Origin of the sequence: Tsukamurella hominis, assembly GCF_965137015.1 — a bacterium.
GTDB lineage: Bacteria > Actinomycetota > Actinomycetes > Mycobacteriales > Mycobacteriaceae > Tsukamurella > Tsukamurella hominis.
In genome coordinates, this window is record NZ_CBCRZG010000002.1 from 328474 (window position 1) to 342652 (window position 14179).

General features: G+C 73.8%; 14 protein-coding genes. 9 read left to right on the forward strand and 5 right to left on the reverse strand.

The annotated features are described in order from the left end of the window. Positions 1-3 precede the first annotated feature (3 nt). From ACM9LD_RS04165 to ACM9LD_RS04175, 3 genes are all read right to left on the reverse strand, one after another. Positions 4-1488, reverse strand: a complete 1485-nt coding sequence (locus tag ACM9LD_RS04165; protein WP_415675505.1) for a MutS-related protein — start codon at positions 1486-1488, stop codon at positions 4-6. Then, positions 1485-2999, reverse strand: a complete 1515-nt coding sequence (locus tag ACM9LD_RS04170; protein WP_415675506.1) for a MutS-related protein — start codon at positions 2997-2999, stop codon at positions 1485-1487. Before ACM9LD_RS04170 ends, ACM9LD_RS04165 begins: the two co-directional genes overlap by 4 nt. Before the next feature lie 131 nt (positions 3000-3130). Beyond that, positions 3131-3970, reverse strand: a complete 840-nt coding sequence (locus ACM9LD_RS04175; RefSeq protein WP_415675507.1) for an MmyB family transcriptional regulator — start codon at positions 3968-3970, stop codon at positions 3131-3133. Positions 3971-4045: 75 nt separating this feature from the next. Between ACM9LD_RS04175 and ACM9LD_RS04180 the strand changes: the two genes are divergently transcribed. Beyond that, positions 4046-4675 carry a hypothetical protein gene (locus ACM9LD_RS04180; RefSeq protein WP_415675508.1) on the forward strand — a complete coding sequence of 210 codons (630 nt, stop codon included), beginning with the start codon at positions 4046-4048 and terminating at the stop codon, positions 4673-4675. A gap of 7 nt (positions 4676-4682) precedes the next feature. Here the strand turns inward: ACM9LD_RS04180 and ACM9LD_RS04185 are convergent, their stop codons facing one another. After that, positions 4683-4934 (reverse strand): hypothetical protein, encoded by a 252-nt coding sequence (locus ACM9LD_RS04185; protein WP_415675509.1) that lies wholly within the window; start codon positions 4932-4934, stop codon positions 4683-4685. A gap of 80 nt (positions 4935-5014) precedes the next feature. Between ACM9LD_RS04185 and aroC the strand changes: the two genes are divergently transcribed. The 3 genes from aroC to aroB are packed head-to-tail and all read left to right on the forward strand — an operon-like array spanning position 5015 to position 7953. Continuing rightward, positions 5015-6220, forward strand: a complete 1206-nt coding sequence (gene aroC, locus ACM9LD_RS04190; protein WP_415675510.1) for a chorismate synthase — start codon at positions 5015-5017, stop codon at positions 6218-6220. Continuing rightward, on the forward strand, positions 6220-6837 hold the full coding sequence (locus ACM9LD_RS04195; protein WP_415675511.1) for a shikimate kinase: 618 nt from the start codon (positions 6220-6222) through the stop codon (positions 6835-6837). The genes aroC and ACM9LD_RS04195 overlap by 1 nt, the downstream gene beginning before the upstream one ends. Positions 6838-6840: 3 nt before the next feature. Next, complete coding sequence (gene aroB / locus ACM9LD_RS04200; RefSeq protein WP_415675512.1) at positions 6841-7953, forward strand: 3-dehydroquinate synthase; 1113 nt, start codon at positions 6841-6843, stop codon at positions 7951-7953. Between the two features lie 4 nt (positions 7954-7957). Here the strand turns inward: aroB and ACM9LD_RS04205 are convergent, their stop codons facing one another. After that, positions 7958-8623 carry a TetR/AcrR family transcriptional regulator gene (locus ACM9LD_RS04205; protein WP_415675513.1) on the reverse strand — a complete coding sequence of 222 codons (666 nt, stop codon included), beginning with the start codon at positions 8621-8623 and terminating at the stop codon, positions 7958-7960. 110 nt (positions 8624-8733) lie between these two features. Here ACM9LD_RS04205 and ACM9LD_RS04210 point away from each other — a divergent pair, with 110 nt between their 5' ends. The 5 genes from ACM9LD_RS04210 to ACM9LD_RS04230 all read left to right on the forward strand — a co-directional run bounded on the left by ACM9LD_RS04210 (position 8734) and on the right by ACM9LD_RS04230 (position 14172). Further along, the gene (locus ACM9LD_RS04210) at positions 8734-9189 is read left to right on the forward strand and encodes a nitroreductase/quinone reductase family protein (RefSeq protein WP_415675514.1); all 456 of its coding nucleotides are present in this window, start codon (positions 8734-8736) and stop codon (positions 9187-9189) included. 40 nt (positions 9190-9229) lie between these two features. Beyond that, the gene (locus ACM9LD_RS04215) at positions 9230-11989 is read left to right on the forward strand and encodes a helix-turn-helix transcriptional regulator (protein ID WP_415675515.1); all 2760 of its coding nucleotides are present in this window, start codon (positions 9230-9232) and stop codon (positions 11987-11989) included. Between the two features lie 78 nt (positions 11990-12067). Continuing rightward, on the forward strand, positions 12068-12433 hold the full coding sequence (locus tag ACM9LD_RS04220) for a YciI family protein (RefSeq protein ID WP_415675516.1): 366 nt from the start codon (positions 12068-12070) through the stop codon (positions 12431-12433). A 37-nt stretch (positions 12434-12470) separates the two neighbouring features. Beyond that, positions 12471-13007: a YceI family protein gene (locus ACM9LD_RS04225; protein ID WP_415675517.1), complete on the forward strand. Its 537-nt coding sequence runs from the start codon at positions 12471-12473 to the stop codon at positions 13005-13007. 82 nt (positions 13008-13089) lie between these two features. After that, on the forward strand, positions 13090-14172 hold the full coding sequence (locus ACM9LD_RS04230) for a M24 family metallopeptidase (protein ID WP_415675518.1): 1083 nt from the start codon (positions 13090-13092) through the stop codon (positions 14170-14172). The last annotated feature ends 7 nt before the right edge of the window (positions 14173-14179 follow it).

A 14179-nucleotide genomic window follows, 5' to 3' on the forward strand; every position in this document is an offset into this window, starting at 1 on the left:
CGCTCAGACGCCGGCCTCGGCGCCGAAGATCCGCTGGAACAGGTCCTCTCCGTGGCTGGTCGACAGGGGCCGGCCGGGCAGTATCCGGAAGGTGCGGTCGCCGGAGTCGAGGCGTTCGGCGCGGAGGAAGGCGTGCCGCGGGTCGTCCGCGTCGGCGAGTCCGCGCGCGAGCTCGTACATGTGGGTCACGTAGACGACCGTGATCCCGCAGTCCCGCATCGTCTCGACGATCTGCCGAGCCAGCGCCGCCCCCTCACGCTCGTTCGTCGACGCGAGCGACTCGTTGCACAGCAGCAGCGCGCCGGGGCGGATCACGTCGGCGATGGCACTCATCCTGCCCAACTCCTCCTCCAACCGGCCCGCGGTGTCGCCGCCGTCGCGCTCCTCGCCGCCGAAGTGCGTGAACACCTGCGGGTGGACGGGGCCGCGGTACGCCCGCGCGGGCACCGGCATGCCGCAGCGCAGCATGAGCTGCGCCGTGCCGATGCTGCGCAGCAGCGTGGTCTTCCCGCCGTGGTTCGCGCCGGTGATCATCGTGACCGAGGCTTCCTCGGTGTCGATGTCGTTGCCGACCACGGGGGCCCGCGACTGAAGGGCGAGCGCGGGGAGGTAAAGGCCCCGACATGCCAGGCCGCGCTCCGTCGGCTCCGGGAGGCACCAGGGCGCGCCGCGCTCGTCGAGGGCGGCGAGGAGGTTCATGACGGCGCGGTAGAAGCCCAGCTCGTCGGCGATGGTTCGGAAGTACGCGGCGACGTGTTCCGCGGCCTGCGCGACGGCGTCCGCCGCGGTCCGGATGCCGCGGCCCGCCAGCACCGTCAGGGCCTCCGCGGCGGCCGGGTCGTCGATGTCCAGGTCGATCGCCCCGTCGCGCCCGCGCAGCCGTCGCCATCCCGTGCGGTCCGGGTGCCGCAGAACGTGGTCCGTCCCGTGCGCTCCTGCACCCAGCCGCACGCTGATCAGTTCGCCCTTCGCGAACCGGAGCCCCTCGAGGTGCTCCCGCACCGTCGCGAGGTAGGCGTCGTCGAGGTCGGTGGCGATGCACGAGAAGAACGTGTCGAAGCCTGCCGAGGAGAAGCCGCCGCGCCACCGGTCGCAGGCCGCGCGCAGCTCGGTGAAGGCCTCGAGGAACATGTCCAGCACGTCGAGAGACCGGTAGAGGACCTTGTCGGGTGTGGCGCGGGTGAACAGTCCGAAGTAGTTGTGCCGCTCCCGCTCGACCGCCTGCGCCGCGATCCGCCGTAGGTCGTCGACCGCGTCGGGATGGGCGAGGCAGTCCCGCAGGATCTCGTGCCGGTAGCGGATGTCGTCGGCGGAGGCGACGTCGCCGAGCAGCACCGTCTCCGCGACCCGGTACAGCGCGTCGTCTCCGGCCGCCATCGCCGGGAGCAGGCGATCCAGCCCCAGGTTCCGGCGCAGCTCCTCGGATCGTGGGGGAGCGGCCGAGGCGTCGCCCAGGTCCCGGTCGCGGTACAGCAGGCGCGTCCTCACGACGCGATCCTCCGGCGCAGGGTCTCGGCGTCGAGGCCGTGGCGGCGGGCGAGCGCGGCGGCGTGGGCGAGGCCCTGCGGACGGCCCCGGCGCACCCGGAATGTGCGGGCGGACGGCTCACCGGGGACGTCGGCGGTCATGCTCACGACCCCGTCGCCGAGCAGGGCGATCTCGTCGACGAAGGTGACGTAGACGCACCGCACACCGCTGTCCACGAGCCTGCGGACGACGGCGGAACCGAGGCGGGCGCCGTCCTCCACGGATGTGGACGCGAAGGTCTCGTTCATCACCACGACGCTGTGTCCCGTTGCCGCGGTCAGGATCTCGCGCATGCCGGCGATGTCGGCCTCGAGTCGGCCGCGCCGGTCATCCGCGGACTCGGGGCGCTCGAACTGTGTGAACAGCGCGTCGAAGAGTCCGATCTCCACGGCGGTCCCCGGAACGGGGAGGCCGAGAGCCGCCAGCTGATGGATCTGGCCGAAGGCTCGGGCGAGTGCGGTCTTGCCGCCGTGGTTGGGGCCCGTCACCACCAGCACGCGCTCGTCGGCGCCGAGCCGGAGGTCGTTGCCGACGACGGGCGTTCCGCGGCGGTGCAGGTCCATCGCCATCGCGAGGTCGACGGTGCCGCGCGCGTCGAGGACGGGATCGTCGGCGATGGTCGGGAGCGTGAACGGCAGTCCTGCGGCCTCCAGGCGGGCGACGAGGTCCAGGTAGCCGAGGTACCAGCGGATCTCGATGTCGGCCGCGGTCACGACGGGGTCGCCGTAGCCGGCGTGCCGCTCCCGGAACCGGGCGAGCGCGGCGAACGCCTCGGGGAACAGGGCGGTGACGTCCGTGAGGATCGCGGCCTCGACCCCGTCGAGTCCGGGGCGGACGGGGGCGTCCTCCGCGCGACGGGTGACACCGTCGACCCGGAACCGCTCGAAGACCGCGGCGACCTCGGCGCCGTAGTCCGGTTCGCCGTGATAGCGGCCCACGCGGACGTCGGACTTCTTGATCCGGACGGTGTACTCGACCGCATCCATCAGCGCCGTGACCTCAGCCGCATCACGCTCGAGCCCCCGATGTTCGGGAGAGTTCGACAGCGCGTCGAGGTGGGCCAGCAGGTCGCGCACCGCGGCGGGCGGGTCCGCCGGCTCGGCGAGGGCCGCGCGGAGGTCGGCGACGGCGGCGAGGTAGCGGCGGGCGCCGTCGAGCGCCCAGGCGTCGCGCTCGGGGCGCAGGCGCAGGCGCTCGGCGTTCGACGCGGCCTCGCGCATCCCGGCCATCGTCGCGCAGAACTGGCGCAGCGCTGTGGTGAGGCGCGCGTCCCGGCGCAGCACCCGGCACACGTCCTGCCGATATCGCGCGGCGGCCACCGTCGGGGCCGGGGCGCGGAACAGGGGCGCGATGTCCGGGTCGTGCGCCGCGGCCTCGGCGATGATGCGGTCCAACCCCAGATCGGCGAAGTACGCGGGGTCCCGGACGGGGGCCTCGACGGCGGGCGCGCCCAGGAGGGAGGGGGAGTCCACGGCGCACCTCCGCTCTCGTCCGTGTCGTCACGGGCAGACCGGCGGGTGTGGCGGCGGTGCCTCACGAGGTCCGCCGGTTCTCCGACCGTACGTCCGCCGGGAAGGCGAGGGCAAGGGCGCTTCGGGTGGCGTCAGGCCTCGGCCATAGCGGCGAGGGTGCGCCGGGTGGCGCCGTCGGCGGGCAGCATCGTCTCGATGGCGATCTCGTCGAGCGTGACGTCGCGGGGCGCCCCGAAGACGGTCACTGTGTACAGCAGGGACAGCACTCCGGCCTCGGTGGCCACGCGCAGCGGGATCACGATGTCATCCGCTGGCGGCGGTGGCACGGGGGTGGTGTCCTCGGGGACCGGGTAGGTTTCCAGCTCCGCGATCAACGCAGCGAGCTCCTGGTCCGCTGTGCGGTCCAGCTGTCGTCGGGCGCGACGGAGTGCGTTGGCCCGCCAGTGGTGCGGAGCGATGAGGCTCCCCGCGAGACCGTCGGGGTGCAGCGTCGCGCGCAGCATGTTGAGCGGCGGCCCCGCGACTGCCGGCGGGACCGGGTCCAGGAACCTCCGCATCGCGGTGTTGGCGTCGACGACGTTCCACCGGACGTCGATCGCGACGGCCGGGTAGGGCTCGTGCGCCCGGAGCAGCGCCGACAGGGCCTCGGCCGCCGCGCCGAGCTCCCGCCACGGTCGTTCGGCGTGCACGGGGGCGAACCCGGCCGCGACGTAGAGGCCGTTGCGCTCCCGCAGCGGGATCTCGAGCTCCTCCGCCAGCCGCTCGATCATCGACCGGCTCGGTAGGGCGCGGCCGGTCTCGAGACAGCTCAGATGTCGGGTCGACACACCGGCGGCCAGGGCCACGTCGAGCTGGGACCGCCGGCGCCGCTCCCGCCATCGCCGCAGCCTCGAACCGATGCTCATCCCGGTGCCGTCCACGGCTCCAGGCTCGCACCGTCCGCGCGCCGCGTCCATGACCCGAGAGGTCATGGACGCGCGACGGTCCGTGGGGCCACGGTGGTGCCACGGCCGCCGACCGTGCGGCCGGACGAGAGGACGGGAATCATGTTCCTGATCGAGATAGCCCATCCGGCAGGCGCGTTCGGCGACGACGATCGCGGCCTCTTGGCGGACCGGATCCTGGACCCACTGCTCGGCGCGGGCCATGCGCCGGAGGAGACGATGATGCGCGCGGCCCTCGCGACGCACATTGCGTTCCACGAACTGGAGGGTTGGCGCACCGGTGGAGGTCCGCCTGCGCCGGGCGCGGCCCCACCGGTGATCGTCACCGTGACGGTCCCCGAGGAGTGGCGCGAGGACGGCGGCGCCCGGCACTTCATCGGCATCGTGCGCGCGGCGGTGCGGCGCCTCGATCGCGAGCGGGGCTGGGAGCGTGACCTCGGGACATTGTGGGTGCGGGTCGACGGCGTGCCCGATGGTTGCATCGGGCTCGACGGTAAGCCGGCCTCCGCGGCCGACGTCCTGGACTTCATCACGGAGGTGTATCGGGCGTCGGTGACGGAGGGACGGACTCCCGAGATTCCGGACGGCAAGCTGCTCGACCCGACGTGCGGGATGTTCGTCACCGACGGGCCCGATGCGATCGTGCTGGAGCACGACGGGGTCCGGGTGGGGTTCTGTGCCAGGGGTTGCCAGGAGGCCTACGCCCGGGAGCACCGCTTGACGGAGCGCTGAGGGGCCGTCAGGCGCGGCGATGGACGACGCGCGCGGCCCACCACACGGCGACGCCGGCGCCGGTGGCGGCGAGCACGGCGGGCGCGAAGGAGGTGGCGCCGGTGGCCAGGGTGAGCACTGCACCGAGGGCCAGGACCAGCAGCGCGGCGACCAGCGCCTCGGCCTTGTAGCGGGGCCACGCGACACCGAAAACGTCGACGGTGGACCGCGGTGCGGTGGCACGGCGGTCGGAAGTCGAGGATGCGGCGACGGCGGTCATGGTGTTCACCATACCCTGTGACCGAGATTTCGGCCACCCGAACTCACGGTCCGGCGGGTCGGTCTGGGATGATGGGACGCGTGTTGCGCTGGATCACCGCAGGAGAATCGCACGGCCCCGCCCTCGTGGCCCTCATGGAGGGCATGGTCGCGGGCGTCGAGGTCACGTCGTCGGACATCGCCGCCCAGTTGGCGCGGCGACGCCTCGGCTACGGCCGTGGTGCGCGCATGAAGTTCGAGGCCGACAAGGTCACCATCCTCGGCGGCGTCCGGCACGGCCGCACGCAGGCGGGGCCCGTCGCCATCGAGATCGGCAACACCGAGTGGCCCAAGTGGGAGCAGGTCATGTCGGCCGATCCGGTCGACCAGGAGCTGCTCGACGGGATGGCCCGCAACGCGCCGCTCACCCGGCCGCGCCCCGGTCACGCCGACTACTCGGGCATGCTCAAGTACGGCTTCGACGACGCCCGCCCCGTCCTCGAGCGCGCCAGCGCGCGGGAGACGGCCGCCCGCGTCGCCGCGGGCACCGTCGCCCGGAACTTCCTGCGCCAGGCCTTCGGCGCCGAGGTAGTCAGCCACGTCATCTCCATCGGCGCGTCCGAGCCCTACGTCGGGCCGACCCCGTCGGGCGACGATCTCGACCGGATCGACGCCTCGCCCGTGCGGGCCTTCGACGAGGCCGCGGAGCAGTCGATGATCGCCGAGATCGAGGCGGCGAAGAAGGACGGCGACACCCTCGGCGGCGTCGTCGAGGTCGTGGTCACGGGCCTGCCGGTGGGCATCGGTTCCGTCGCGTCCGGGGAGAGCCGCCTCGACGCGCGCCTCGCGGCCGCGCTCATGGGCATCCAGGCGATCAAGGGCGTCGAGGTCGGCGACGGCTTCGAGACCGCCCGCCGCCGCGGCAGTGCCGCACACGACGAGATGCTGCCCGACCGGGGCGGCGTGCTCCGCTCGACCAACCGCGCGGGCGGTATCGAGGGCGGCATGACCAACGGCGAGGAGCTGCGCGTGCGCGCGGCGATGAAGCCGATCTCCACGGTCCCGCGCGCGCTCCGCACCATCGACATGCAGACCGGCACCGAGGCCGTGGCGATCCATCAGCGCAGCGACGTCTGCGCCGTGCCCGCCGCCGGCGTCGTGGCCGAGGCCATGGTGGCGCTGGTCGTGGCGCAGGCGGCGCTCGAGAAGTTCGGCGGCGACAGCCTCGCCGAGACCCGCAGCAACTTCGAGCGGTACTCCGAGCAGGTGGCGGCGCGGTTGCAGCGGGTGACGCCCGAGGCGATCTGATGGGCACCGCGCCCGGCCACGAGCCGGGGCCCGCGGCGATCCTGATCGGCCCGCCGGGGGCGGGGAAGACGACCATCGGCCGTCGGCTCGCGCGCGCCCTGCGCGTGGAGTTCCTCGACGTCGACGAGGAGATCGAGCGTCGCGAGGGCCGCTCCATCCCGCAGATCTTCGCCGGCGACGGCGAGCCCGCCTTCCGGGCCATCGAGGAGCACGTCGTCGCCGACGTGGTCGCGCACCATCCCGGCGTCGTCTCCCTCGGCGGCGGCGCGGTGCTCTCCGAGACGACCCGCAGCCTGCTGCGCCGGCACCAGGTGGTCTACCTCGAGCTGACCGAGGAGGAGGGGATCCGCCGCACCGTGAACCCGGCCGCGTCGAACCGCCCGCTCCTGAAGGGCGACGACCCCGCCGCGGCGTACCGCGCGCTCATGGCGCGGCGCACGCCGATCTACCGTGAACTCGCGACGATCCGCGTCTCCACCGTGGGGCGCGCGCCGTCGTCCGTCGTCCGGCAGGTGCAGCGGCGCCTCAAGGACACCGCACCCGGGCGGGAGCGCCGCGGCCCCTGGCCGAAGCTGCCCGCCGTCCTCCGCACGTCCGCCAAGAATCGATCGGAGTAGTAGATGAGCGAGAACCCGGTGAAGGTCCGCGTCGACGCGGGCAGCCCCTACGACGTGGTGATCGGCCGTGGGCTGCTCGACGAGACCGTCGCGGCCGCCGGCGAGGCGACCAAGGCCGCGATCTTCTACCAGCCGACCCTCGCCGAGACCGCCGAGGCGCTGCGGCAGGCCCTGGCGGACAAGGGGATCGACGCGCACCGCATCGAGCTGCCCGACGCCGAGGCCGGCAAGGACCTCCAGGTCGCCGGGTTCTGCTGGGAGGTGCTCGGCCGCATCGGCCTCAGCCGCCAGGACGTGATCTACAGCCTCGGCGGCGGCGCCGCGACCGACGTCACCGGCTTCGTGGCGGCCACCTGGATGCGCGGCGTGCCCGTCGTGCACATCCCCACCACACTGCTCGCGATGGTCGACGCGGCCGTCGGCGGCAAGACCGGCATCAACACCGACGCCGGCAAGAACCTGGTCGGCTCGTTCCACGAGCCGCGCTCCGTGATCGTCGACCTGGTGACGCTGGAGACGGTGCCGCGCAACGAGATCGTCGCGGGCATGGCCGAGGTCATCAAGACCGGCTTCATCGCCGACCCGGTGATCCTCGAGCTCATCGAGAAGGATCCGCAGGCCGCGCTCGACCCCACGGGCGACGTGCTGCCGGAGCTGGTCCGCCGTTCCATCGAGGTGAAGGCGGAGGTCGTCTCCGCCGACCTCAAAGAATCCTCGCTGCGCGAGATCCTCAACTACGGCCACACCCTGGCGCACGCGCTGGAGCGCCGCGAGCGCTACCGCTGGCGCCATGGCGCCGCCGTGTCCGTCGGCCTGATCTACGCCGCCGAGCTCGGCCGCCTCGCCGGCCGCCTCGACGACGAGACCGCCGATCGGCACCGTCGCGTCCTCGAATCCGTGGGCCTGCCCACGAGCTACGACGCCGACGCCTTCGGCCAACTCCTCGAGTACATGGGCAAGGACAAGAAGAATCGCGCCGGCATGCTCCGGTTCGTCGTCCTCGACGGCCTGGCCCGGCCCGGCCGGCTCGAAGCCCCGGACCCGTCGCTCCTCGTAGCGGCCTACTCCGCCGTCGCCAAGGAGGGAACCCAGCCCACCGGCGCCGTCCTGCTCTGAGCCGTCACAGCCCGAGCAGGTCCGCGGTGCGCTCGAGGGTGTAGTCGAACAGTGCGTCCGCGGGCTCGAAGGTGTTCGCGAACTGACCGAACAGCTCGAAGCTCACGGCGCCGAAGAGCTGGGTCCAGGCGAGTACGCCGAGCGCGAGCTGCCCCGGCTCGGCGTCCGGGGCCACGACGTCGGCCGCGGCGCGCAGCTGACCGTCGAGCCCGCCCGACGGTGCCGGTGCACCCGCGTGCCCGCACGCCGCGATGCGGGCGAAGGTGCCCGACGTGCGGACCGCGGCGGCGGTGGTCTCCGCCGGCGCGTGATAGCCGGGCACCGGCGAGCCGTAGAGCAGCGTGTACTCGTGCGGGTTCGCCCGAGCCCAGTCGCGGACGGCGTGCCCGGCCGCGCGCCATCGCTCCCGTGGCCCGTCGGCGCTCGCGTCCGCCGCCTCGACCGCGTCCGCGAGCGCGGTGTAGGCCTCCGTGATCAGGGCGGTGAGCAGCGCGTCGCGGCTGGGGAAGTAGCGGTAGACGGCCGACGAGGCCAGGCCCAGGTCACGGGCGACGGCGCGCAGCGACAACGCCGCGGCGCCGACGTCGCGGAGCTGGTCCCGCGCGCTGCGGGTGATCTCGGCGGTGAGTTCGGCGCGGGCGCGCTCGCGGGCGGTCAGGGAGGCGTTCACCCTTCGATCATTGCACTGATCCGAAACGAGAGCACCGCTCTTGACAACGGCGCGTCGAAGACGGAGCATGGAAACGAAACGAGAGCAGTGCTCACACTTTGGAGGACCCCATGACCGCACCCGCTTCCGGCCACGTCCGCCCCGGCCGCACCGCCACCGCCTTCAACAGCACCGTCGCCTGGCTCGCCCGCCGCGGAATCTCCCTCTACGGCAGCCGGGAACTGGCGGTCCGCGGCCGGACCTCGGGGGAGTGGCGCACCGTCCCGGTCAACGTCCTCACGGTCGGCGGTGCGGACCACCTCGTCGCGGCCCGCGGCGTCACCCAGTGGGTGCGGAACATGCGCGCCGCGGGCGCGGGCGAGCTCCGGCTCGGGCGCACCGTCGAACCGTTCACCGCGACCGAGATCACGGATCCGGACGCCAAGGTGCCCGTGCTGCGCGCCTACCTGCGCACGTGGGCCTGGGAGGTGGGCGCCTTCTTCCCCGGCCTCTCGGCCGACAGTTCCGACGACGAGCTCGCCGCCGCCGCGGGCCGCTACCCGGTGTTCGCGATCCGCCGTCTCTGAGACGACCCCGGCGGCGCGCCCGCCCAGCTAGGGTGGCCGCGTGGCGCTGGTGGGCAGGGACGACGAGCGTGCGCGGATCGACCGGCTGCTCGCCGGGGCGCGCGCCGACCGCGGCGGCGCCCTCGTCGTGCGCGGCGAACCGGGCATCGGCAAGACCGCCCTCCTCGATCATGCGGTGGGTGTCGCATCCGGTGCCGGCATGCGGGTCGTCCGCGGGGCGGGCATCGAGTCCGATTCCGAACTCGCACACGGCGGCCTGCACCAACTCCTCCATCCGCACCTGGATCGCCTCGACGGGCTGCCCGCTCCGCAGGCGGCCGCCCTGCGGACCGCGTTCGGCTTCGCCGAGGGCGGAGCTCCGCACCGCTTCCTGGTCTCGGCGGGCGTGCTGGCGCTGCTCGCCGACCTCGCCGATGACGTGCCCCTGCTGTGCGTGGTCGACGACCTGCAATGGCTCGATCGCGGATCGGCGGAAGCACTGCAGTTCGCGGCACGCCGGCTCACCGCGGATCCGGTCGTCCTCCTGTTCGCGGTGCGCGAGACGTCGATGCCCTTCGCCACCCCCGGCATCGAGACCCTGCACCTCAACGGCCTCGACGAGCACGCGGCGGCCCGCGTCCTGGATACACATGCCCCGGGGATCGACGGTGCCCTCCGCGCCCGTGTGCTCGAGGAATCGGCGGGCAATCCGCTCGCACTCATCGAACTCGGCGCGGTGCCGCGGTCGGCCGAGGGCGTACCCTCGGACACGGTCGGACCCGTGGGTGCTTTGGCGGCGCCGCTGCGCGTGCAGGACGCCTTCCGCGGGCAGATCGCGGCGCTGCCCGAGCCCACGCGCCGCGCCCTGCTGGTGGCCGCCGCGGACTCCGCCGCCCCGCTCGCGACGATCGTGCGCGCCGTCGAGGATCTCGGTGGTGCGGTCGCGGACCTCGCGCCGGCGGAGCGCGCCGGGCTGATCGGGCTCGGGGACCGCGTCGCCTTCCGGCATCCGCTGGTGCGGTCCGCCGCGTACCGGGGCGAGCCCCTGCCGCACCGGCTCGAGGCGCACCGGGCGCTCGCGCGCTGCTGCGTGGCGGATCCGGACCGGCGCGCGTGGCACCTCGCCGCGGGCACCCCGACGCCGTCCGAGGCGGTCGCCGTCGAGCTCGACGGGGTCGCGGAGCGCGCCCGCGACCGCGGTGGGGCCATGGCGGTCTCGATCGCGTACGACCGTGCCGCGCGGCTCAGCGAGGACGGCGAACGCAGGGCGGCGCGGGTCGCGCTGGCGGCGCAGGCCGCCTACGACGGCGGACGGCCCGACCGCGCGCAGCGGCTCGCCGCGGAGGCCCTGTCGCTCAGCGGCGACCCGGGGGTCCGCGCCGACGCGGTCTACGTCCTCGGGGCGGTCGCCTACGAGCGCGACTCTCCGCGCGCCGACGCCGAGCTGACCCTCGAAGCGGCCGCGTCGACGAAGGACGAAGATCCCGAGCGGACCGCGCTGGCCCTGTACGAGGCGGGGCACGCCGCTCGGCACGGCGCGGCGGGGGACCTGCTCAGCCGAGTGGCCGCCATGCTGGACGCCTTCGCGCCGCCCGCCGATTGGGTGGTCGTGATCGACGCGATCCGGGGATGGGCCGACCTCGCCGACGGTCGGCCGGGACCGGCCGCCGCCCGCATGCGTCGCCTGGCGGCGGACGCGGACGCCCCGCTGACCCATACGATCACGGCCGCGATCAGTGGACTGCTCACCGCGCGCGAGGACGAGGTCGTCTGCACGGTCGGCGACATGCTGGATGCGGCGCGGGCGGGTGGCGCGCTCGGGTGGGTGCCGTACTGCCTGGGCGTCCAGGCGGTCGCCCGCCTGCTCCGCGGGGACTTCGCCGACGCCCGCGCCTGCGTCACCGAGGGCGCAGAGATCAGCGAGGAGCTCGAGAACCGGACGGAGCTCCTCGCGCACCGCTCGCTCGAGGTGTGGCTCCTCGCGGCAGCCGGCGAGCAGGATGCGTGCCGCGCCCTCGCGGAGCGGACGCTGCCCGAGGCGCGGGCCCGGCACCGAGTCGACGCCGAGATCGGGGCGTGGGGCATCGGCATGCTGGATCTCGCCGCGGCCCGGTACGCGGAGGCGCTGATCGCGCTGGAGCCGGTGTGCACCGGCCCGGCCCGGCGCGACGTGCTGTTGCGGGCCGTTCCCGACCTGGTGGAGGCGGCCGTCCGCGGCGGCGCGCCGGAGCGGGCTGCCGCGCCGCTCGACGAGTTCGTCCAGTGGGCCGGGGTCGTAGACCGGCCCGTGACGAACGGACTGGTGCTCCGGTGCCGGGCCCTGCTCGCCTCCGACGACGAGGCCGAGGGCCTGTACCTCGGCGCGCTGCGGCTCCACGAGCAGGCGGCGGGCGGGTACGACCTGGCCCGCACGCGACTGGCCCACGGGGAGTGGCTGCGCCGCCGCCGGCGACGGACCGAGGCGCGGGCACAACTGGGGGCGGCACTCGCGGGATTCGAGGACATCGGCGCGGCGCTGTGGGCGGAGCGGGCCCGGACCGAGCTGACCGCCCTGGGCGACCCCGGGACGGTGGGCAGGCGCGGCGCCGGCCCCCTCAACCGGCTCACGCCGCAGGAACTGCAGGTGGTGCGGCTCGCCGCCGCGGGCAGCACCAACAAGGAGATCGCGGCGCAGCTCTTCCTCAGCCCCCGCACCGTGGGCTACCACCTGTACAACGCCTACCCGAAGCTCGGCGTCGCCGCCCGTGGCGACCTGGCCGGCATCGTCGCGCACGAGGACGGCCCCGTCGGCCCGCAGCCGGAACCCGGTCATCGTGACTGATCCGTGATGCTCCGGTCGTTCGTAGCGTTCTCGGTAGGGCATTCGCCCGGACCGGAACACCACGACCAAGGAGCGATCATGACCCAGTACTTCCTCAGCCTCCCGCACGACTCCGCGGAGGAGACGACGATGGCCGACATCGATCCCGCCGAGCTGGAGGCGCTCTTCGCCGAGGTGGGCGCCTTCAACGACGAACTCCAGGCGACCGGCGCGTTCGTGTTCGCCGGCGGCCTGCAGCCGCCGTCGACCGCGACCACCGTGGACGCCTCGGGCGACGCTCCGGTGTTCACCCCGGGCCCGTTCGTGGAGGCGCCCGAGTACCTCGGCGGCTTCTGGGTGGTCGAGGCCGACAACGACGACGACGCGATCGAGTGGGCCAAGAAGGCCTCGCGCGCCCTCGGCAGCCGGGTGGAGGTGCGTGCGCTGCAGGAGGCTCCGGCATGACCGGTGCCGGCGCGCGTCCGCCGGTACATTCGACGTCGTGAGCGAGACCAGGACCATCGATCAGTCCAGCGGCGTGCTGGAGGTGCACACCGGCGTGGCCGGGCGGTCGGCCCGGCTGGGCCACCGCCTGGTGCTCGCGCCGACGGCGTGGCGGGCGGCCATCGAGGTCGACGGCGAGCAGCCGGTCTCGCTGTTCGTCACCGTGGACGCGGCCTCCTTGGAGGTCGTCTCCGGCGAGGGCGGGCTCACCCCCCTGACCTCGCCGGAGCGGGCGGTCGCCACCGCCAACGCGCATCGCTCGCTCAAGGTCAAGGCGAACCCGACGATCGAGTACCGGTCCGCGGCGATCGAGGCCTCGGAGAACGGCTTCCGCGTGCGCGGGGAGCTGACGATCGGCGGCACCACCCGTCCGTGCGACTTCGCCCTCGCGTACGAGGAGGCCGAGCCGGCTCCCGCGCTGGCCACGGCCGTCCCGGTGCGGCAGACGGACTTCGGGATCAAGCCCTTCTCGCTCATGATGGGCACCCTCCAGGTGGCCGACGAGGTCACGGTCGTCGCGCGCGCGACGGTCTGACGCCGCGGAACGGTACGACGACGCGGGACGGTACGACGCCGCGCGGCGGCACGCGAACCCCGCGCCGCGATACCGTGGCAGGATGCCGCAGACGACGACCGACCACGCCCGCCGGCGCGACACCCTCCGCGCCGCGCTCGCGAGCCACGACCCCGCCCTCGACGCCCTGCTCGTCACCGATCTCGACAACGTGCGCTACCTCGCGGGCTTCACCGGCTCGAACGGCGCGCTGCTCGTGGCCGCGGATCCCGCCGCCGACGCCATCGCCACCGACGGCCGCTACCTCACCCAGGTCGCGGAGCAGTCCGGCGACCTGCGCGCGATCATCGAGCGCGACGTCGCGAAGGCCCTGCTCGCCCAGGCGTCCGGCACCGTCGGCTTCGAGGCGACGGCCCTGAGCTACGCCGACCACGCCCGGCTCGCGCCGGAGGCGCGCCTGGTGCCGACGACCCGGCTCGTCGAGAAGCTCCGCGAGGTCAAGGACGACGGCGAGATCGACCTGCTTCGGCGGGCCTGCGCGATCAGCGATCAGGCGCTCGCCGCGCTGGTGCAGGAGGGCGCGATCCGGCCCGGAGCCACGGAGGCGCAGGTCGCCCGGCGCCTCGAGAACCTGATGTACGAGTTCGGCGCGGAGGCCGTCGCCTTCGAGACCATCGCCGCCGCCGGGCCGAACTCGGCGATCCCGCACCACCGGCCCACCGACGCGGTGCTCGCGGCCGGCGACTTCGTCAAGATCGACTTCGGCGCGCGGTTCCGCGGTTACCACGCGGACGAGACGCGGACCTTCGTCCTCGGCGCGCCGGCGGCCTGGCAGCAGGAGATCTACGACGTGGTCCGAGCGGCGCAGACCGCCGGGCGGGAGGCCCTCGTGCCCGGCGCCGACGTCCGCGCGATCGACGGTGCGGCGCGCGCGGTGATCGAGGCCGCGGGCTACGGCGAGCAGTTCCTGCACGGCCTCGGCCACGGCGTCGGTGTGCAGATCCACGAAGCCCCGACGCTGGGCAAACTCGGCAGCGGTACACTGTCCGACGGTGCTGTGGTCACCGTGGAGCCGGGTGTGTACCTCCCGGGTCGTGGTGGAGTCCGCATCGAGGACACCCTCGTGGTCCGTGCGGACGGACCGGAACTGCTGACGCGCACCACCAAAGACTTGATCGCACTCTAGGAGAATC